This window comes from Blautia sp. JLR.GB0024 (assembly GCF_037000545.1).
Taxonomy (GTDB): domain Bacteria; phylum Bacillota; class Clostridia; order Lachnospirales; family Lachnospiraceae; genus Blautia; species Blautia celeris.
The window spans coordinates 77,376-98,677 of sequence record NZ_JBANBF010000007.1 but is presented as its reverse complement, the minus strand read 5'-3'; the positions used below and the strand labels follow the sequence as shown (position 1 = coordinate 98,677).

General features: G+C 48.4%; 19 protein-coding genes and 1 other annotated feature. Of the genes, 1 reads left to right on the top strand and 18 read right to left on the bottom strand.

Going from position 1 to position 21,302, the window contains the following annotated elements:
* Positions 1-11: 11 nt before the first annotated feature.
* The gene (gene rsxC / locus V8Q34_RS16565; protein WP_033141753.1) at positions 12-1,334 is read right to left on the bottom strand and encodes an electron transport complex subunit RsxC; all 1,323 of its coding nucleotides are present in this window, start codon (positions 1,332-1,334) and stop codon (positions 12-14) included.
* 38 nt (positions 1,335-1,372) lie between these two features.
* Entirely contained in the window at positions 1,373-2,272 is a 900-nt protein-coding gene (locus V8Q34_RS16560) for a putative ABC transporter permease (protein ID WP_033141754.1), read from the bottom strand.
* A 175-nt stretch (positions 2,273-2,447) separates the two neighbouring features.
* On the opposite strand from V8Q34_RS16560, the gene V8Q34_RS16555 reads away from it, so the two are divergent.
* Entirely contained in the window at positions 2,448-3,563 is a 1,116-nt protein-coding gene (locus V8Q34_RS16555) for a ribonuclease H-like domain-containing protein (RefSeq protein WP_335835930.1), read from the top strand.
* Positions 3,564-3,667: 104 nt separating this feature from the next.
* On the opposite strand, the gene rpsA is transcribed toward V8Q34_RS16555, so the two are convergent.
* The 16 genes from rpsA to trpE form a co-directional block, all read right to left on the bottom strand.
* Entirely contained in the window at positions 3,668-4,762 is a 1,095-nt protein-coding gene (rpsA, locus tag V8Q34_RS16550; RefSeq protein ID WP_033141755.1) for a 30S ribosomal protein S1, read from the bottom strand.
* Entirely contained in the window at positions 4,743-5,594 is an 852-nt protein-coding gene (ispH, locus tag V8Q34_RS16545) for a 4-hydroxy-3-methylbut-2-enyl diphosphate reductase (RefSeq protein WP_335835929.1), read from the bottom strand. Before ispH ends, rpsA begins: the two co-directional genes overlap by 20 nt.
* 11 nt (positions 5,595-5,605) lie before the next feature.
* Positions 5,606-6,274, bottom strand: a complete 669-nt coding sequence (cmk, locus tag V8Q34_RS16540; RefSeq protein WP_335835928.1) for a (d)CMP kinase — start codon at positions 6,272-6,274, stop codon at positions 5,606-5,608.
* Positions 6,275-6,295: 21 nt separating this feature from the next.
* Positions 6,296-7,534, bottom strand: coding sequence for an NAD(P)/FAD-dependent oxidoreductase (locus V8Q34_RS16535; RefSeq protein ID WP_335835927.1), 1,239 nt, complete (start codon positions 7,532-7,534; stop codon positions 6,296-6,298).
* Between the two features lie 24 nt (positions 7,535-7,558).
* Positions 7,559-8,482, bottom strand: coding sequence for a MurR/RpiR family transcriptional regulator (locus V8Q34_RS16530; RefSeq protein ID WP_033141759.1), 924 nt, complete (start codon positions 8,480-8,482; stop codon positions 7,559-7,561).
* A 167-nt stretch (positions 8,483-8,649) separates the two neighbouring features.
* Positions 8,650-10,062: an oxaloacetate decarboxylase subunit alpha gene (locus tag V8Q34_RS16525; RefSeq protein WP_033141760.1), complete on the bottom strand. Its 1,413-nt coding sequence runs from the start codon at positions 10,060-10,062 to the stop codon at positions 8,650-8,652.
* A 41-nt stretch (positions 10,063-10,103) separates the two neighbouring features.
* Complete coding sequence (locus V8Q34_RS16520; RefSeq protein ID WP_033141761.1) at positions 10,104-11,261, bottom strand: sodium ion-translocating decarboxylase subunit beta; 1,158 nt, start codon at positions 11,259-11,261, stop codon at positions 10,104-10,106.
* A 116-nt stretch (positions 11,262-11,377) separates the two neighbouring features.
* A complete protein-coding gene (locus V8Q34_RS16515; RefSeq protein ID WP_033141762.1) occupies positions 11,378-11,749 on the bottom strand; it encodes a biotin/lipoyl-binding carrier protein in 372 nt (123 codons plus the stop codon).
* A gap of 18 nt (positions 11,750-11,767) precedes the next feature.
* Positions 11,768-12,535 (bottom strand): OadG family transporter subunit, encoded by a 768-nt coding sequence (locus V8Q34_RS16510; protein WP_033141763.1) that lies wholly within the window; start codon positions 12,533-12,535, stop codon positions 11,768-11,770.
* Positions 12,536-12,549: 14 nt separating this feature from the next.
* Positions 12,550-13,986, bottom strand: a complete 1,437-nt coding sequence (locus V8Q34_RS16505) for an acyl-CoA carboxylase subunit beta (RefSeq protein WP_227210657.1) — start codon at positions 13,984-13,986, stop codon at positions 12,550-12,552.
* A 298-nt stretch (positions 13,987-14,284) separates the two neighbouring features.
* Positions 14,285-15,067: a tryptophan synthase subunit alpha gene (gene trpA, locus V8Q34_RS16500; RefSeq protein WP_033141765.1), complete on the bottom strand. Its 783-nt coding sequence runs from the start codon at positions 15,065-15,067 to the stop codon at positions 14,285-14,287.
* A complete protein-coding gene (gene trpB, locus V8Q34_RS16495; protein WP_335835926.1) occupies positions 15,060-16,244 on the bottom strand; it encodes a tryptophan synthase subunit beta in 1,185 nt (394 codons plus the stop codon). The genes trpA and trpB overlap by 8 nt, the downstream gene beginning before the upstream one ends.
* 60 nt (positions 16,245-16,304) lie before the next feature.
* Positions 16,305-16,964: a phosphoribosylanthranilate isomerase gene (locus V8Q34_RS16490; protein WP_335835925.1), complete on the bottom strand. Its 660-nt coding sequence runs from the start codon at positions 16,962-16,964 to the stop codon at positions 16,305-16,307.
* Positions 16,954-17,751: an indole-3-glycerol phosphate synthase TrpC gene (gene trpC, locus V8Q34_RS16485; protein WP_103732926.1), complete on the bottom strand. Its 798-nt coding sequence runs from the start codon at positions 17,749-17,751 to the stop codon at positions 16,954-16,956. Before trpC ends, V8Q34_RS16490 begins: the two co-directional genes overlap by 11 nt.
* A 16-nt stretch (positions 17,752-17,767) precedes the next feature.
* Positions 17,768-19,372: a bifunctional anthranilate synthase component II/anthranilate phosphoribosyltransferase gene (locus tag V8Q34_RS16480; protein ID WP_227210656.1), complete on the bottom strand. Its 1,605-nt coding sequence runs from the start codon at positions 19,370-19,372 to the stop codon at positions 17,768-17,770.
* Positions 19,369-20,835, bottom strand: a complete 1,467-nt coding sequence (gene trpE / locus V8Q34_RS16475) for an anthranilate synthase component I (RefSeq protein WP_335835924.1) — start codon at positions 20,833-20,835, stop codon at positions 19,369-19,371. Before trpE ends, V8Q34_RS16480 begins: the two co-directional genes overlap by 4 nt.
* Positions 20,836-20,910: 75 nt before the next feature.
* Positions 20,911-21,199 (bottom strand) — a binding site (T-box leader).
* Positions 21,200-21,302: the final 103 nt, after the last annotated feature.

Genomic DNA, 21,302 nt, shown 5'->3' with positions numbered 1-21,302 from the left:
TTATTCTCCTCCTACTTTGGCTTTTTCCTGTTGGCAAGAACCATTTTTCTCATGGACCGGACAGACTGGGTCAGAGGCCTCTTTGCCGGACAGACAAAACTGCAGCATCCGCACTCCACACACTCCATACCATTGAATTTCACAAAAAGTTCTTCCTGTCCCTCCTCGGCATATGTTGCCAGACGGGACGGAACAAGCCTTGCGGGACATCCGCTGACGCAGCGCCCGCAGTTGATACAGGCCGACTCCTCATTGGCTGCCACCACGTCTTTTGTCAGACACAGAATGGCAGATGAAGTCTTCACAATGGGCACATGGTAATCAAACATGGCAAAGCCCATCATGGGGCCGCCGGAGATCACTTTCTCCACAGAGCCTTTAAAGCCCCCGGCTGCCTCGATCAGTTCCGCGAAACTGGTGCCGGTCTTTACCCGGAAGTTCTGGGGATTTGCAATACCGTCCCCTGTCACAGTGACGATCTTCTCTATTACGGGGCGTCCCTCCATGACAGCCCTGCAGATGGCGCAGACCGTATCCACATTGTCCACCACGCAGCCCACGTCCGCAGGAAGCATGGATGAATTCAGCTCCCGCTCCGTGACGGCATTGATCAGACAGCGCTCAGCGCCCTGAGGGTATTTTGTCTTGAGGGTCTTTACCTCTATGCGCGGCTCATCCTTTACGATCTCTGTCATCTTTGCGACACAATCCGGTTTGTTGTCCTCAATGCAGATACATCCCTTTGCATTGTCAAAAAGCTTCAGCATGCATTTCAGCCCTCCCACTACCAGTTCAGGCTGTTCCATCATCCTGCGGTAATCTGAGGTCAGATACGGCTCACATTCCGCTCCGTTTACCAGAACATACTCAATTTTGTCCGGTTCCTTCGGAGACAGCTTCACATGGGTAGGGAAACCAGCTCCTCCCATACCTACAACACCGCCGTCCTGAATCCTTTTGATGATCTCCTCTTTGGAAAGTGCATCCAGAGAGTCCACTTTCTGCATTTCAATACTCTCGTATTTCCCGTCATTCTCCACAGTAACAGCATCCACCATGTTCCCCATATTGTTCCGCACTTTGCCAACTGCAGTTACGGTACCGGAAACGGATGCGTGAATGGGTGAGGAAACAAAACCTCCCGTCTCAGCAATTTTCTGCCCGGCCAGTACATGGTCACCTTTTGCCACAATGGCCTTTGCAGGTGCGCCTATGTGCTGTGATAGCGGATAGACCAGCTCTTGTTTCGGCAGGTAATCCGTGATAGGCTTGTCTTTTGACAGTTCTTTTCCATCATAAGGGTGTACGCCGCCCTTAAAGGTTAAAAACGCCATGTGTAGTCCCTCCTTTAATTGAATAATTAAGAAGCCAGTTAATGTTTTTTGGCTTTTCTTTCTTTATAGCGCCGGAACTCTGCACGCAGTCCAGGATAAGCATGGATCATACGTTTTCCGACAATGTTGGATTTTTTCCTTGCAGATAAGTATTTTTCTGAGAATTCATCCATACGTCTCTCAAGCTCCGCTTTCTTTTCCAGATAGTTTTCAGAAAGAGAAAAGCGCTCCTCCAACAGTTTTGAGAACTCCGCTTTCTTTGTACCGATTTTTTCCGCAGCCTCGGCCAGGTTGAAAGCTCTGATTTCTTCCAGTCTGTCGCTGATTTCTTCTTTTGTCTCATATAGTTTTGTAGTCTGCAGGTATGCGGTCAGCTCCTCCATCATATCCTCCAGTTTTGCTAATTTCTTGCTGATGCCGAATGCTGCCACTGCGGAGGTAACAAAATCCGCACTGTACAGAACCGCCACAACGCTCACGGCAATCTTTCCGATGGAAACAGGGTAAAGATTGGTCAGCCATTCCACAAAAGGATGGAACACCTCAAAGAGCAGAACGGTGAAGACACCCCAGGCAAGGGAAGAACCGAGACAGATATACCCGTGCAGGTTGCACTTTTTTTTGCTGTAATCCCACCATCTGGTATGGAAGATCGTCTCCATGAGCCATCCGGTTATATATTCCAGCACAGTGGCAACCACCACGCCTCCTATGTAGAGCACCAGAAGATTCTGATCAAAGTCTTTCAGAATCAGATAGACGCTGACAGCGCCGAACCCGTAAATGGTACAGAACGGACCGTTGATAAAGCCTCTGTTCACAGGTTTTTTTGATTTTACAGAAACGTAACAGGATTCCCACACCCATCCTAAAAAACTATAGATAAAAAACCAGTTTATGATATAATACAGAGAGATTCCTGCAACTTTAAAATCCATAGACGCCTCCTTCTTATGTCCCTTCAGGGGCATATTTGCTATACATAAGTCAGAGATGCCCCATTGGGTATTTATTACGTCTTTATATAATATAACATTATTTTCAAAAAACTGCTACAATGATTTGGCTATTTTTCGTATTATTTTTGATACAATCAGAAAGGTTATTGTTAAAATGCTAACAAACAAGATATTTAATTATCAATTTCTGCCAGAAAGTGCTAAACTCTTTCTTCCCGCAGATATTGAAGAAGATGACATTTTATTTTTTGATATTGAGACCACCGGTCTGAGCCATAGAAACAGCCGGGTGTATCTGATCGGTGCTGCTCTTTGTACAGACGGGAAATGGGAAATGATACAGTTTCTCGCCCAAAAGGAGAATGAGAAGGAGGAATACGCCGTGCTGGAAGCCTTTCAGTCTCTGTGCGCCCGGAAACGCTGTTTCCTGCACTTTAACGGCAGCACCTTTGATATTCCCTACCTGCAGCACAAATATCAAAGCTACCGGCTTACATCGCCCTTCAAAGACGCTGTGTCTGTGGATCTGTACCGGACACTCCGCCCCCTGCGCACGATCCTGCAGACCGAAAATTTCCGCCAGAAATCCTTAGAGCCGCTGGCAGGGTACAGACGGCAGGACGCAATGGACGGAAAGGAACTGATCAAGGTCTACCGCACCTATGCCAAAACAGGCGGGGAGACACTTTTAAACCTCCTGTTCCTTCACAATCATGATGACGTGGAGGGCATGGGCTGCCTTTTAGCCTTCGGCGCCCTTCTGGCCCTTTTCAGGGGGAACTTCCGGATGCGGGATATAACGGCAGTGACAGACAGGGACATGGACGGAAGCCTCCTTCAGGAAGTCCTCTTTACTGTGCAGCTTCCCCTCTCCTTTCCCACCCGCCTCTCTTTTTCACTGCCCTGCGCTTATGTTACTCTGGAAAAGGACTGCTGCAAAATGAAAATGCCTCTTTTGGAAGGCACTTTAAAATATTATTATCCTGACTATAAGAATTATTACTATCTTCCACTGGAAGATGAAGCAGTCCACAAAAGTGTGGGCGTATACGTGGACCCGGCCTGCCGGGAAAAAGCCAAAGCCTCCAACTGCTGCAAAAGGGTGAGCGGTTATTTTCTCCGGGCTTTCGGCGCTCCCCAAATCCCTCTTTTAAAATCCTCCTATGAATCTGGCGACTGCTATATCCAGTGGACAGACAGCTTTCTCAGAAATCCGGAAATGCAGATTTCTTTTCTGTCTGAATATCTGAAAAGCCAGATACGTGTCTGATAAAAAGGGAAATAAGGCCGGCAGCGAATGTGCTTCGCTGCCGGCCTTTTATGTTACAGGGCAGAGAATGCGCACAGCACTCCCGCCTTTTTTATTTCTGTTTCTTATTCCTCTGTGTCGTAAGCAGCTTCTTCTCTGTCTTCAGAAGCCGGCTCCAGAGCTTTCATACTCAGGCTGATCTTTTTCTCTTCTCCGTTGAAGTCTACAACTTTTGCTGTAACGATCTGTCCTACGGATAATACATCAGACGGTTTGTCCACGTGTGCTCTGGAAATCTGGGATACATGCAGTAAAGCATCTACACCGGGCTCCAGCTCAATGAATGCACCGAAATCTGTCATACGTGCGATTCTGCCTTCCACGATGTTGCCTGCAGCGTATTTTTCTGCTGCATCCAGCCATGGGTTCTGATCCTCGAATTTCAGGCTCAGGGCGATCTTATCACCGTTGATATCTTTGATCAGCACTTTGATCGGCTCACCGGCTTTGAATACCTTTTTCGGGTTCTCCACTCTGCCCCAGGACATCTCAGAGATGTGAAGCAGGCCGTCAGCTCCGCCTAAATCAATGAAAGCACCGAAATCTGTTACGTTTTTGATTGTTCCCTCAACCACATCACCCGGATGGATTCTCTCGAACAGCTCTTTCTGCATCTCAGCTTTTTTAGCCATCAGAAGCTGTTTGCGGTCACCGATGATACGGCGTCTTCTCGGGTTGAACTCTGTGATCACAAAGTCAATTTCCTGATCCTGATATTTTGTCAGGTCTTTTTCATAAGAATCGGATACCAGACTTGCCGGAATGAACACTCTTGCCTCATCTAAGACAACACTTAAACCGCCGTCCAGAACCTGTGTTACTTTTGCTGTCAGGACTTCTTTATTTTCAAAAGCTTCCTCCAGTCTCTTATTGCCTTTCTCAGCTGCCAGTCTCTTGTATGTCAAGAGAACCTGTCCTTCGCCGTCGTTGACTTTCAGAACCTTTGCCTCCATGGTGTCTCCTACGGAAACTACTGTAGTCAGGTCAAGATTAGAATCGTTGGAATATTCGTTTCTTGTGATGATACCATCTGCTTTATAGCCAATGTTCAGGATAATCTCATCTTCTTTAACACCGATGACAGTACCTTCGACTACCTCCCCATTTCTGATTGTCTTAAATGATTCGTCTAACATCTGTTCAAAACTTAATTCTGACATGTTTTGAAACCTCCTCAATTATTTTATTTGGGGTTGAAGCCCCTGCTGTAATACCTACACATTGAATGGATCGAAAACTATCAGAATCCAAGTCAGCAAGTGTCTGTATATAGTATGTGTTTTTACATACGCCTTTACATATCTCGAACAGCTTTTGGGTGTTCGAACTATGTTTGCCTCCTATGACAATCATGGCGTCTACTGTCTTTGCAATCTCTGCCGCTTCTGCCTGTCGCTCATTGGTTGCATTGCAAATCGTATTTAAAACAAGTCTATCATACCTCTTTTTGGCTAAAATTTCAACTAGTTCTTGAAAATTCTTGTAATTAAATGTCGTCTGCGATACAATACATACCTTTTCATGGCTTTCCAGAAGGAATTTTTCGGCCTCTTCCCTTGTTTCAATGACCGTGGAAGGACCTTCACACCAGCCCCGCGTCGCTTCCACCTCAGGGTGGTCTTTATTTCCGATGATGACAATATGACGTCCTGCACGGCTTTCCCGCTCCACGATCCTGTGGATCTTCAGCACAAAGGGACAGGTCACATCCACATAGTCCAGTCCTTTTTCCCTGAGTACCTCGTAAATCCTTCTCGGCACTCCATGGGATCGGATGATAACAGTTCCTTCGGAGAGGGCCTTAAGCTCCTCTTCACTGTTCAGAACCGAGACGCCTCTCTTTTCCAGATCTCCCACCACTTCTTCATTGTGAATGATAGACCCATAGGTATACACACCGGATTTTTTCTCCCCGGCAACCTCATATGCTTTTTCCACTGCCCGCTTCACACCAAAACAGAAGCCGGCGCTTTTCGCTGTTTTTACTTCCATTCCCAGCTCCTTCAGCTCTTTTTCTTTTCACAGACAGCGGTCATGGCATCCAAAACTTCCTCAATTGTCATATCAGAAGAATCCAGAAGGACCGCGTCCTCTGCCTTCTTAAGCGGCGAGATCTCCCGGTTCATATCCTGATGATCCCGCTTCTCGATATCTTCTTCAATCTGAGCCAGATCCGCTTCCATACCCTTTTCCAGATATTCTTTATAACGCCTTACCGCCCTTGTGTGGACACTGGCCGTCAGATATATTTTCACATCTGCCCCGGGCAGTACACAGGTGCCGATGTCTCTGCCGTCCATCACCACATTTGTCTTAGCCGCCAGCTGTCTCTGCAGCTCTACCAGCTTCTCCCGGACTCTGCCGTTCTGCGCGCTTCTGGAGGCCATATCCCCAACCTCCTCGCTGCGTATCAGGCTGCTTACGTCCTCTCCGTTCAAAAGCACCTTCTGAACATTGTCCTCATATATAATAGAGATATCCACACGTTCACAGGCCTCTTCTATCCTGCCGCTGTCCTCTGCGGATATGCCCTCTCTCAGCAAGTAAAGCGCCATAGCGCGGTACATGGCCCCTGTATCCACATAGATGTAGGAAAGCCTTTTTGCAAGCGCCCTGGCTATGGTGCTTTTACCGGCACCTGCCGGACCATCAATCGCAATGTTAAATGCCATCTTATTTTAAATCTCCTTTGTTTATATACTCTCATTTATGGAGGAAGCCGCCGCGAATGCCGTGGACCAGGCAATCTGCAGATTGAATCCGCCTGTCACCGCATCCAGGTCCAGAACCTCTCCGATAAAATAAAGACCCTTAACTTTTTTTGACTCCATGCTTCCCGGGGAAATCTCCCCGGTCTTCACACCGCCCTGGGTGATGATCGCTTCCTTAAAATCCCGCAGCCCTGTTATGGTCAGCGGCAGCGCCTTGATCAGAGAGACAAAATGCCGCCTCTCCTCCCTGGTGATCTCATTGACTTTCTTTTCCGGAGGTATCCCGGAAAGCTCCAGCATAACAGGTTCCATTTTAGCCGGAAACAGACCTCCTATGGAGTTTTTAAACTGCCGGTTCCTGTTCTCTTCAAAATCTCGCAGGATCCTGGCATCGAGCTGTTCCTCGGACAGTGCCGCCTTTACGTCAATATATCCCTGCAGCTCTTTCTTTTTCAGCCTTTTCGCGATCTTTGAGCTGGCTGTCAGCACCAAAGGTCCGGAGATGCCGAAATGTGTAAAAAGAAGTTCCCCGAACTCATCATAGAGCACCTTTTTCTCGTCCTTCACCGTAAAACGGACATTTTTAAGCGCCAGCCCCTGCATCCGGCCTGCATAAGCCTCCCTGACCTCCAGAGGTACCAGAGCGGGAAACAGTTCCGTAACCGTATGCCCTGCCTCTTCTGCAAAGCGGTAGCCGTCCCCGGTGGAGCCGGTGGCCTGATAAGAATATCCTCCGCATGCCACGATCACCTTATCTCCCAAAATCTCTGCTCCGTCCGAAAGCCTGATTCCCACAGCGCAGCCGTCCTTGAGGAGAAGTCCTGCCGCCTCAGCATGCAGATGTACTTTCACACCCGCCTCGCGCATCCTGGCCTCCAGTGCCCGGATAATATCCGAGGAGTGGTCCGATAGGGGAAATACCCTGTTTCCCCTTTCCGTCTTCAGCTTAACACCCAGGGAAGAAAAAAATGCAGTCACATCCTGGCTGGTGTACCCATAGTAGGCGCTGTACAAAAATTTCGGATTGGATACCACGGATTCAAAGAACGTCTCCGGGTCACAGTCATTTGTGACATTACAGCGTCCTTTTCCGGTAATAAAAAGCTTTTTGCCTAATTTTTCATTTTTTTCAAACACATGCACCTGATGACCTTTCTCAGCCAGAAACACAGATGCGAACATGCCGGCAGCTCCGCCGCCGATAATGATTATTTTTGCCATTGCGGGCTCCTTTATTCGCGTAATCTAATCCTCCATGCCGCCCGGATTTTTCAGTTCTATGTCCTGTCCGTCAGCCATATTGATCTCGTCATTATTATAAACCTGATATTCGTCCCAAATCTTCTCCAGATCCTCCAAAGTTGCCACCACTTCCTTCTGCTTTCTCATACAGAGCGCAACCACCAGTGCATTGATCACACTCAGCGGCGCCACCAGCGAGTCCACAATAGAAGCCATATCACTTCTGGCGATCAGGTTACAGGAGGAATACAAATTCATCGGAGAATGGATACTGTCTGTCAGGGTGATCACCTTGGCACTCCTGTTATTGGCGAATTCCAGGGCTTTCAAAGTCCGCATGGAATACCTCGGAAAACTGATTCCGATGATAACATCATCCCCGCTGATATGGATCATCTGTTCAAACAGCTCACTGGAGCTGTTCGTATGCATCAGATGTACGTGATCAAACAAAAGATTAAAATAAAATCCCAGAAAGCTTGCCAGTGGAGCACAGCTTCGTATCCCTACAATATAAATACTTTTCGCTTTGAGAATCGTCTCCACAGCCAGTTCAAAGGCACTGTGATCTATATGCTCCATTGTCAGCTTGATCTTATCAATATCCGAATGCAGCACCGTATCCAGAATCTCCGACTGGGGAACCCTGCCGTAAGTCACTTCCATCCGCTGTATGGAGTTCAGCTTATTCCTCACCAGCTCCTCTAAAGCCTTCTGGAACTCCGGATACCCTTTATACCCCAGATGGATAGCAAACCGCACCACCGTAGACTCACTGACTCCGACGGTCTCTCCCAGCCTGGCGGCAGTCAGAAAAGCAGCCTTGTCGTAATTGTCATTGATGTATGTGGCCAGTTTTTTCTGCCCCTTGCTGAAGCTCTGGTACTGTTTATTCATCTTACTGAGTAAATTTTCCGCATTACCCATGTCTGTCCCCTCTTCAAAACATACCCGTAGGGTATTTCGTAATTTATGAGCGGTTTTTGCCCATACATGGGTTATAATATCACAAATCCGAAGATTTTTCACTAAAAAAAGAAAAAAAGGCCAAAGGCACCGTCAGTCACGGCACCTTCGCCTTTCTATGCTGAACATTAAACAGGATAAGCCCCGTTCTCTGTATCCGCAGCTTTCGGATCTACCTTCGTCTCCTGTGCTTCTCTGTACTTGAAGAACTCGGTAGCAACCTGCGGGAATAATGCATAAGACAATACGTCCTCTTCCTGCTCGGACCACTGTGCCATTTCACTTCTTAAAGTATCCAGCTCATCCGGGATCAAATCAGCCGGACGGCATGTGATCGGCTCTGTGTCACCGATACATTTCTTCTGTACTTCAGGATTGAACGGTTTTACTGTAGCACCGTATTTTCCGCTGAGAACGTCTTTTGTCTCTTTTGTAACCATTTTGTAGCGCTCGCCCATGATCACGTTGAATACAGCCTGTGTACCAACGATCTGTGAGGACGGTGTAACCAGAGGCGGCTCGCCCAGGTCCTTACGCACTCTCGGCACTTCTTCCAGAACATCGTAGAATTTGTCTTCTGCGTGCTGTTCTTTTAACTGGCTGGTCAGGTTGGAGAGCATACCGCCCGGTACCTGATACAGCAGAGTCTTAATGTTAACACCCAGGTTCTTGGGATTCAGCAGGCCGCTGTCCAGTGCTTCGTCACGGATCGGACGGAAGTAGTCAGCAATCTCCGCCAGAAGGTTCTGGTCAAATCCTGTATCGTAAGGTGTTCCTTTAAAGGTCTCAACCATAACCTCTGTAGCCGGCTGGGAAGTTCCCAGAGCGAAAGGAGACATAGCGGTGTCAATTACGTCAACGCCTGCCTCTACTGCTTTTAAGTAGGTCATGGAAGCCACCCCTGAGGTGTAGTGTGTGTGAAGCTGAATCGGAATATCTACAGCAGCTTTCAGAGCAGTTACCAACTCAGTTGCCTTGTACGGAACAAGCAGGCCTGCCATATCCTTGATACAGATGGAATTCGCACCCATATCCTCTACTCTTTTTGCCATATCTACCCAGTAGTCCAGGGTGTAAGCATCGCCCAGGGTATAGGACAGAGCAACCTGTGCATGTCCTTTTTCCTTGTTGGATGCTTTTACGGCTGTCTGCAGGTTTCTTAAATCGTTGAGACAGTCAAAAATACGGATGATATCAATACCGTTTGCAACGGATTTCTGTACGAAATACTCTACCACGTCATCTGCATAAGGACGGTATCCCAGAATATTCTGGCCGCGGAACAGCATCTGCAGTTTCGTGTTCTTGAAACCGTCACGGAACTTACGCAGTCTCTCCCACGGATCTTCTTTTAAGAAACGAAGGGACGCGTCAAAGGTGGCACCGCCCCAGCATTCTACGGAGTGGTAACCCACTTTATCCAGTTTATCTACGATGGGCAGCATCTGCTCTGTGGACATTCTGGTCGCAATCAGGGACTGATGTGCATCACGTAAGATTGTTTCAGTAATCTTAATCGGTTTTTTTACTACCTCTGCCATCTTAATTTCCTCCTAAATTTTTAAAACATGTTTTCTTACTGTTAAACACCGAAAATTGCCATGAAGGTACCGGCCGCTACCGCAGTACCGATAACACCTGCAACGTTCGGGCCCATTGCATGCATCAGCAGGAAGTTGGTGGGGTCTGCCTCAGCACCGACCTTCTGGGATACACGGGCTGCCATAGGAACAGCAGATACACCGGCAGAACCGATCAACGGGTTGATCTTGCCGCCGGACAGTTTGCACATTAACTTACCGAGGAGCACACCGCCTGCCGTACCGACTGCAAATGCGACCAGACCTAATACGACGATTTTCAGAGTGTCCAGTTTCAGGAATGCCTCAGCGCTTGTGGAAGCACCTACGGAAGTTCCCAGTAAGATAACTACAATATACATAAGGGCATTGGAAGCTGTCTCGCTCAGCTGTTTTACAACACCTGATTCGCGGAACAGATTACCAAGCATTAACATACCAACCAGCGGAGCTGTTGTAGGAAGAATCAGACAAACAACAACGGTGATGATGATCGGGAACAGGATCTTTTCCAGTTTTGAAACCGGACGGAGCTGTTCCATTTTGATCTTGCGCTCCTTCTCTGTTGTGAGAAGTTTCATGATCGGCGGCTGGATGATCGGAACCAGGGACATATAGGAATATGCCGCCACCGCAATGGGTCCCATGAGCATTGTCTGCCCCAGTTTACCTGCCAGGAAGATGGAGGTCGGGCCGTCAGCACCGCCGATAATGGAGATAGCTGCTGCTGCCTTTCCGTTGAATCCCATGAAGATAGCCAGGAAGTACGCCATGTAGATACCCAGCTGTGCTGCCGCACCCATAAGAAAGCTCTTGGGGTTTGCGATCAGCGGGCCAAAGTCTGTCATGGCACCAACACCCATGAAGATCAGGGACGGAAGAATACTCCATTCATCCATCAGATAAAAATAGTGAAGAAGTCCACCTGCGTGCTCGATTCCTGCTGCATCCGTGTATGGCTGTGCCATAATATCAGGATAGATATTAACCAACAGCATACCGAAAGCAATCGGCACCAGAAGAAGCGGTTCAAATCCTTTTTTAATTGCCAGGAAAAGGAAAACAAAGGCAACTAAAATCATAAGGTAATTTCCCCATGTCAGATTGAAAAACGCTGTCTGGTGGAGCAGGTTAGACAGTGTATCTGTAACGTTAGACATTATATTACCTCCCATTGTTCGTATTCGTGACAATAGAAAGTTCTCGATGTGTGCTTTCTATTGTATCAGCAAGATTTATCTCTTAGCTGTCGGGAATTTACAAATGCTTGCAAATTCTAGTTCATGGATGCCAGTGTATCGCCGTTTTCTACGGAATCACCAACTGCCACGTCAATACTTGCAATGGTACCGTCCTGCGGAGCAACAACCGGAATTTCCATTTTCATGGCTTCCAGGATGACAATGTTATCGCCGGCTTTTACTGCCTGTCCCACACTTGCTTCCACTTTGAATACTTTACCGGGAACAGATGCGGTAACTGCCACTGCGCCTGCTGCAGATGCTGCAGGTTTTGCTGCCGGAGCAGCTTTCGGTGCCGCTTTTGGAGCAGCCTTCGGTGCTGCCGCAGGAGCTGCTGCGTTTCCTGCGCCCTCTTCCACTGTTACATCGTATGCAACGCCATTAACTGTAATTGTATAAGATTTCATAACCATTTCCTCCTGTGATTAGGCTCTCTGCCAATTTCTTTTTGTTGATTTTCTGATGGAACGAACTACAAAACTGTCTGTAGATGTATTTTCAGATGCTGCGATCGCCGCTGCAATGACTGCAATCAGCTCACCGTCATCCACAACCTCTTCTTCCGCTGCTTCAGGAATAACAGGAGCAGCCGGGGCAGCCGGAACTTGAATCTCTTCCGGAACAGCTTTCTTCTTGCCAAAGGACTCTACAAAGCCCGGAATGTATTTCATTAAGGAAATAACAAAGCACAGGAAGATAAGCATTACAAAAACAGTACCAACACCCAGAAGTGTATTCTGTCCTGCCTGTGCCATTTTTTCGCCCATTGAGTACTGCGGGTCAATAGTCACGCTGAGAGGATTGCCGTTTTTGTCCAAAGTAAAGATGCAGTCTGCACTGCGTTTCTCAAAAGTACAGGTCAGCGTAAGAATATAGCTGCCGTCTTTGTCCTCCACCTCGCCCTTGGTTGTCTCAACGTATGTTCCCAGATCTTCTCCGGCTCCGTCCCATGCGCTGGCTGCGGAAGCACTGAAGGCATCGTCACCTTCCATCAGGCTTGCGATGGACTCCTCATCCAGATTGGCAATGTTGCCGACAACACTTCCGAAGCTCTCCACCAGAGAGTCAACGGTGGCATCGTCCAGCTTTTTCAAACCGCCTGTGGAGTCTTTGCTGCTGCCGCAGGCTGTCATAGCCAGGACGCATACTCCGATCAGGATTAAACCAATTAATTTTTTCCATGTCTGCTTCATATGATTCACCTCGCCTAAACCGTGCCGTGTTTCTTGCTGGGACGATCTTCTCTCTTTGTGAATAACATTTCAAAAGCACCAATCACATATTTTCTTGTATCTTCTGCCTCGATGATGGAATCCACATAACCTCTCTTGGCAGCAGCCATTGCGCTTGACTGTAAGTCAGCATATTCAGCGGCCTTTTCATTGATCGTAGCAGCATCGCTGTCTGCATACATGATCTTAGCTGCAAGACGCGCGTCCATCATACCGATCTGAGCGCCCGGCCATGCAAATACCATGTCCGCTCCTGTGGATTTGCTGTTCATTGCCAGATATGCACTTCCGAACGCTTCACCGATCACGATGTTCACCTTCGGTACGGTTGCATTTGTAAATGCGTAAGTAAGCTGTGCCGCTGCCTTGGCAATGTTGGCTTCTGCGCATTTTGTAGCTTTGTAGCCTTTTACATTTGTCAGAGACAGTACCGGAATTTCAAAAGCGTCACAGAATTTAACGAAATCTGCTGCTTTCTTGCATCCTCTCACAGAGAGAACCTTGTCAAAGGACTCTGTCTTCTCCCCTTCATCGTTGTAAACCTCGCTTCTGTTGGCAACGCAGCCCACAGTAGCGCCGTTCAGACGGATGAAGCCTGTCACCATGTCTTTTGCGTATGCAGCTTTTACCTCAAAGAACTCATTGTTGTCCGCGATCTGGGAAAGAGCAATGGCAGTATCACCAACACAGTTTTCCAGTTCCGGGCATACACGGTTCAGATCATCAGTGCAGTCTTCATAGGAAGAATTGTCTTCGTAGTTGGAAGGCAGCATAGATATCAGCAGTCTCATCTGTGCAAGGATTTCCTCCTCACTTCCCAGAACATCTACCAGGCCAGCCTCTTCGCTCTGGTATTTTGCGCTGGATGTATCACATTTGGAAATTTCATTTCCCTCTAAAGCGTTGGGGGAGTTTACAAACAGTTTACCGCTCTTCTCCTCCATGAAGGTGAAATCGGTAAGAGCCGGAACGATTGCAAGACCGCCGCCGCAGGTCCCGAAGATACCTGTGATCTGCGGAATCACACCTGACGCCATAACCTGTTTGGTGTAAATTTCGCCAAAAGCGTTCAGTGCGTCTGTAGCTTCCTGCAGTCTCAGACCTGCACAGTCCACAAGTCCGATCACCGGAGCGCCTGTCTTCATTGCCAGGTCGTAAAGTCTGACAATCTTTTTGGCATGCATTTCACCGATGGTTCCGTTCAGAACGGAAGCATCCTGGCTGTACACATACACCAGGCTGCCGTCAATGACACCGTAACCGGTGATGACACCGTCTGCCGGTGTTTCCTTTTCAGATAAGTTGAAATCTGTGTTTCTGGCTGTGACACAGCCGCCGATTTCAACAAAACTGTTCTCATCAAGTAAAGAAGCAATTCTTTTACTTGCCAAGCTTTGTGCTGTATTACTCATTTATCAGCCCTCCATTTTTTATTATTTACCTGGATTCTGCACGAAAAATCTGCGTGATAATCCGGCTTTCATGCAGAAATCGCCTCCTGGTTTTACTTTGTTGAGTTAAAAGACAAAACCAATTTCTGCCGATTATAATTGTACCCTTTTTCCGGGAATTTTTCAACAAGAATTTGTGAAATATTTAATTATTGTGTATGTTTTTTGTCAGACTTGCATAATACGCGCAGGTAATGTTCCGCCATATGGATTTTTCTGCATAAAAAGGGAGGATGGAACTGCCCATCCTCCGCTGTTTTCAACCCTTTGCCCGGTCCACTGCCGCCTTCATTTCTTTTACATACTGAGCCACATAAGGCACACAATCTTTTCCGTATTTTGCCACAATTTTAACAATTGCAGAACCCACGATGGCTCCGTCTGAAACCTTTGCCATGTGATACGCCTGCTCGGGGGTAGATATTCCGAACCCCACTGCGCACGGTACATCCGTAGCCTGACGGACCAGCTCCACCATGGCACCGATGTCTGTCCTGATCTCACTTCTCACCCCGGTCACTCCCAAGGAGGAGACACAGTAGATATAGCCTTTTGCTGCCTTTGCGATCATGGTGATGCGGTCCTTTGACGTGGGCGCTATGAGGGGGATGATATCAATCCCGTAGGCGTCGCAGGCAGGTGCCAGCTCCTGTCTTTCCTCATAGGGCATATCCGGAACAATGATGCCGTCTATCCCGCACTCCACACATCTTTTCATGAAGCGCTCCTTGCCGTATGTAAAAATAGGATTCACGTAAGTCAGAAATACGATAGGCACAGTGACTTTCTTTCTCGCCCTTTGTATCATGTCAAACAATTTATCTGTGGTGCATCCCGCTTTCAGAGCTCTCTCGTTGGCCTCCTGGATCACAGGGCCTTCCGCTGTAGGATCGGAAAACGGTATGCCGATCTCGATCAGGTCAGCCCCTGCCGCCTCCATGGCGTACAGAAGCTGCTCTGTCACGTCAAGCGTGGGGTCCCCGCCTGTGATAAAGGGAATAAATGCCTTTTTGTTTTCAAATGCCTGCTGTATTTTATTCATAGATCTCCACTCCTCTGTATCGTGCTATGGCAGCCACATCCTTATCGCCTCTGCCGGAAATATTTACGACAATGATTTTATCTTTGTCCATAGTCGGTGCCAGTTTTCTTGCGTATGCCACTGCATGGGCGCTTTCTATGGCCGGGATAATGCCCTCGGTCCTTGAGAGGTATTCAAATGCCTCCACTGCCTCCACGTCTGTGATCGGCACATATTCTGCTCTGCCTGTCTCATTCAAATTGGCGTGTTCCGGTCCGATGCCGGGGTAATCAAGCCCCGCGGAGATGGAATATACCGGCGCGATCTGTCCGTACGCATCCTGGCAGAACAGGGATTTCATGCCGTGGAAGACACCTTCTGAACCTCTGGCGATGGTGGCAGCATGCTTTTCTGTATCCACGCCAAGGCCTGCCGCTTCACATCCGATAAGCTGTACCTGCTCCTCCCGGATAAATTCATAAAAGGCTCCCATGGCATTGCTGCCGCCGCCCACACAGGCGATCACAGCATCCGGAAGTCTGCCTTCCTTTTCCTGCAGCTGCTCCTTGATCTCTTTTCCGATGATTTTCTGGAAATCGCGGACAATCATGGGGAAGGGGTGAGGCCCCATAACAGACCCCAGCACATACAGGGTGTCATCCATCCTTCTGGTCCATTCCCTCATGGTCTCATTTACCGCATCCTTCAAAGTCGCGGTGCCGCTGTCAACAGGGTGTACCTTCGCCCCCAGAAGTTCCATGCGGTATACATTCAAAGCCTGGCGGTCCGTGTCCTCGCGTCCCATGAAGACTTCACATTCAAGCCCCATAAGTACTGCTGCCGTAGCTGTGGCAACCCCGTGCTGTCCTGCTCCCGTCTCAGCGATGACTCTTGTTTTGCCCATCTTTTTGGCAAGGAGCACCTGTCCCAGGACATTGTTGATCTTGTGGGAACCTGTGTGATTTAAATCCTCCCGCTTCAGATAGATCTTAGCGCCTCCCAGATCTTTTGTCATCTTCTCTGCATAATACAGCAGGGAAGGACGTCCGGCATAATTTTTCAGCAGATCGTCCAGTTCCCTGTTAAACTCCGGGTCTTTGCTGTATTTTTCATATGCCTCCTCCAGTTCATGTACTGCGTTCATAAGTGTCTCCGGAATGTACTGCCCTCCGTAATTACCAAATCTTCCTTTACTCATCTCTTCATCCTCTTCCTTATATGATTGATCCTTTGTAACTGTTCAGTCAGGTCTGCGCATTTACTGCGCTGACCGTGCAAAAGAGTAGTGGCGGCAGGTATCTGTCTGCTGTTCCCGTACTGCCCGGATAAATGCCTCAACCTTTTCCCTGTCCTTATATCCTCCTGTCTCAACCGCACTGCTTACATCTGCGGCAAACGCGCCGCTTTCTCTCAGTGCACCTGATACATTTTCAGCATTCAGGCCGCCGGCCAGAAAAAAAGGTCTTTTGAGGCTTGGAATCAGGGACAGGTCAAACCCTTTTCCGCTTCCGCCATACCGCCCCTTTGTATATGTATCGAGAAGCAGATATTCACAGGGCAGTTCTTCGGCCTTTAGAATCTGTTCTCGGCTCTGTACACGGACAGCTTTTATGACCGGTTTCCGGGTATATTTTTTTATAGTCCGAATATAGGCTTCATCCTCATCTCCATGAAGCTGAATGATATCTATGATTCCCTTTTCGGCGATCCGGGCCGCTTCCTGTGCCGGGGCGTTTACAAAGACGCCGACTGCCAGAATCCCGTCCGCCAGTCCTGCTCTCAAACACTCCGCCTGCTCTATCGAAACCCGGCGCCGGCTGTCCGCAAAGACGAATCCGATATAATCCGGCCGGCACAGATTTGCCGTTTCAATATCCTCCGGCCTTACAAGACCGCAGATCTTCACTTTACTGCCCATCGGATGTTCCCTCCCCTTTCAGGTAAGAGAGCATTTTTTTCTTGTCTCTGCTCTTCATCAGTGTCTCGCCGATCAGCACCGCATCCACTTCATTTTCTTTTAAACGAGCAATGTCCTCAGGTCCCTTGATACCGCTCTCTGCCACAAACAGAACTTCTTTCGGCGCCAGAGCGCGAAGCTTTGTGCTGTTTCCCACATCTACACTAAAATCTTTCAGGTTGCGGTTATTTACGCCAATGACTCTGGCTCCCGCCCACACAGCATGGGAGATTTCCTTCTCGTCGTGGGCCTCCACCAAAGCGGAAAGCCCCAGGGTGTCGCACACCTGGATATAACGCTTTAAAAGCTCCGGTTCTATGAGGGCGCAGATTAGGAGCACAGCGCCGGCTCCCAGGACCTTTGCCTCATAAATCTGGTATTCCTCCACCACAAAATCTTTCCTGAGAACCGGGATCTTTACAGTTTCCGCGATTTCCTTCAGATAGCTGTCACGGCCCAGAAAATATTTCGGCTCTGTCAGACAGGAAATGGCGTCTGCCCCAGCTGCCTCATATTCCCTGGCAATATCCAGATAAGGAAAATCCTCTGCAATGATTCCCTTTGAGGGAGACGCTTTTTTCACCTCGCAAATGAAACTGAGACCTTCTTTTGCCAGTGCTTTTTCAAAAGGAAATCCTGTCTCTGTCTCCATGCTGTATGCGGCTTTTTTCAGTGTTCCGAGGGGAACCTTCTTTTTCTGATTTGTCACGCGGATTTCTGTATCTCTTGCTATCTGCTCCAGAATCATTTTGCAGTCCCCTCCTTTACTGTTCTCTTGTGGCCTTAACAAACTCATCGAATTTCGCCTGCGCTTTTCCGCTCTCTATCAACTCTCTTGCCATATTAATACCCTCCTGCAGAGTAATGCCGTCAATTCCCAGATAGAGACTCATACCCGCGTTTAAAAGAACCACGTCGCGCTTTGGACCGGTCTCACGGCCTGATAAAATGTCTCTTGTGATCTGGGCATTGTCTGCAGGGGAACCACCCACCAGTTGGGCCAGCTCACAGCGCTCCATGCCAAACTGTTCCGGTGAAATGGTGTAGCAGGAAGTCTCGCCGAAACGTATTTCGCAGACTGTAGTTTCCCCGGTCAGGGTGATCTCATCCAGGCCATCTTCGCCGCACACGGCCACACCTCTTGTCACGCCCAGATTGCCCAGCACCTTAGCCAGCGGCTCCACCAGGTTTTTGTCATATACACCCAGAAGCTGCATGGTGGCAGCTGCCGGATTGGACAGAGGGCCCAAAATATTGAAGACTGTACGAACCCCCATCTCCTTTCTGACCGGAGCGGCATATTTCATGGAGGAGTGGTAAACAGGCGCAAACATGAAGCACATGCCGGTCTTATTGAGGATCGTCTCATTCTGCTTTGCATCCAGAGCCACATTGGCGCCCAGATGTTCCAGAACATCCGCAGCACCGCTTTTACTGGATACGCTGCGGTTTCCGTGTTTTGCCACGGGTACACCGCCTGCTGCAACCACAAATGCGGCAGTTGTGGAAATATTGAATGTTCCCGCCTCATCTCCGCCGGTTCCCACAATATCTATGACCTCTCTCTCCGGCTTTATCTTAATTCCTTTTTCCCTCATGACCTCAGCAAATGCCGTGATCTCGTCAATACTCTCGCCCTGCATGCGCAGCGCAGCCAGAAAAGCTCCCATCTGGGCCTGTGTGGCAATGCCGTCCATCATTTCGTGCATAACTGCCTTTGCCACTTCATAGCTTAAATCCTTACCGTCCATCAGTGTGTGAATTGCCTCTTTGATCATGATCTTATCTCCTCTTCCGGCTTTTATATTTAAAAAATTCTCCAATATGCTTTTTCCTTTTGGTGTGAGTATGGATTCCGGATGGAACTGGAGTCCGTACACCGGATATTCCCTATGGCCCACTGCCATGATTTCCCCGTTCTCCACATCTGTGGATAATACCTGCAGACAGTCAGGGATGGTACCGTCTTCTGCTATGAGGGAATGGTACCTGGCTGCGTCAATCTCCTCCTCCATGCCTGCGAAGACAGGACTTTCCGTCTGAATGTGCACCCTGCTTTTTTTGCCGTGCATCAGATGTCTGGCATGGCTGATCCTGGCACCATACACCTCACAGATTGCCTGATGTCCCAGGCAGACCCCCAGGATGGGAACTCTGCCCTGCAGTCTCTGAATGACGGCTTCACATACGCCTGCATCTTTTGGGTATCCGGGTCCCGGTGAGAGGATGATGTGGGAAGGCTGTAATGCGGCGATTTCCTCCACTGTCATCTCATCATTCCGAATCACGCGGATGTCAGGGTTAATAGTTCCTATCATCTGTACCAGGTTGTAAGTAAAACTGTCGTAATTGTCAATCAATGCTATCATAACTCATCCACCTCCCCGGCATTTTGGATGGCCTGCATAACCGCTGCCGCTTTATTTGCCGATTCTTCATATTCAAGCCCCGGTACACTGTCTGCCACAATTCCGCCGCCGGCCTGCACATAGACCTTTCCGTCCTTTTTGACTGCCATGCGGATGGCAATGCAGGTGTCCAGATTGCCGGCAAAATCCAAATAACCGATGGCACCGCCATATACACCTCTCTCTGTGCTTTCCAGCTCCTCAATGATCTCACAGGCTCTGATTTTCGGAGCTCCGGAAAGAGTTCCTGCCGGAAGCACAGCCTCAATGGCATCCAGTGCATCCTTATCTTCCCAGATGGAACCTTCCACCTGGGAACAGATGTGCATAATTTTCGAGTAGCGGTGAATCATCATGTATTTCGTCACTTCCACAGAGCCAAACCGGCTGATACGTCCCAGGTCGTTTCTTCCCAGATCCACCAGCATATTGTGCTCTGACAGCTCCTTTTCGTCCTGCAGAAGGTCCCTCTCAAGAGCTTCATCCTCCTCTGCATCCATGCCCCTTGGTCTGGAGCCTGCCACCGGGAAGGTTGTCAGTCTGCCGTCCTGAAGACGGACCAGTGTTTCCGGTGAGGTACTCATCAGCTCCTCCTCATCAAAGTGGAGATATACCATGTATGGGGACGGGTTCGTGGTGCGCAGGACCCGGTAGGCATTCAGGAGACTTCCCTTCATAGGGCTGCTGAACTGTCTGGAAATGACAGCCTGGAAGATATCTCCGTCTCTTATGTATTCTTTCGTTTTCTCCACAATGCTGCAGAATTCTTCTCTGCTTACATTGCAGGTGAAATCTATCTGCTCCGGTTCACCGGCTATGGCAGGCACCGGTGCACTTTTGATCAGTCCGGCAATTCTGGCGATCTCCGCTGTGGCTTCCCCGTAATTCTCCATCACTTTATCAGTCCGCATATTGACAATGATACAGATTTTCTGTTTCAGATGGTCATAGGCGATCACCTTGTCAAAAAGCATCACATCATAATCCGGAAATGTGCCTTTTTTAATATTGAGTACCGGTTCCGCATATCCCACCATGGAATATGCGAAATATCCCACAAAACCGCCGGTAAACGGAGGCATACCGGAAAGCCTCGGAGACTTGTAATCTTTCATGATTTCTCTCAGTACATGCAGAGGCTTTTCTGTCTCCACAGTTTCTGTCTTCCCCTGCTTTTCTATATATACTTTGCGGTCCCTGCAGGTTACCCGCATGACCGGGTCATATCCCAAAAAGGAATATCTTCCCCAAGTCTCCCCGCCCTCGATACTCTCCAGAAGATAGTATCTTTTCGAGAACCCTGTAAGTTTGCGGAGCAGCGTAATAGGTGTTGTAACATCCGCATAGATTTCTCTGCATACAGGTACAATGGAATATTTTTCTGCCAGTTTCAGGATTGTGTTGCAGTCTGGTGTGATCGTCATGTTTTTCCTCCCTTTCCAAAGAGCGAGATCAGGTTTTTCTGTAAATAAAAAAGCTCCTGCCCCATCAGATTTCTCCAATGGGACAAGAGCTGTAAATTCAAAACTCCTGCGGTACCACCCATATTGCTCATATACTTTACGTAATATGAACCGCTCTTTCATGTACTATCATACACTGCTCCTTGATAACGGATAAGCTCCCCGTCAGCGTCTACTTCCTTCTCCCAAATCCTATTCGGATCACAAAGGTTTCAAGCTGCCCTCACAAGTCCATTCAGTAAAAACTCTTACTGCCGCATTCCCACCAGCAACGGCTCTCTGGAAGTAAATATTCTTACCTACTCCTCTTGTTCATCGGTTTAAAGTGTTAATCAATTCAACTTTTTCTCAATTATAATGCCATGTGTTTTATTTGTCAATAGTTGATTTTAATTTTCTGCAGAGAGCAGAGACAACGGGCAGCATTT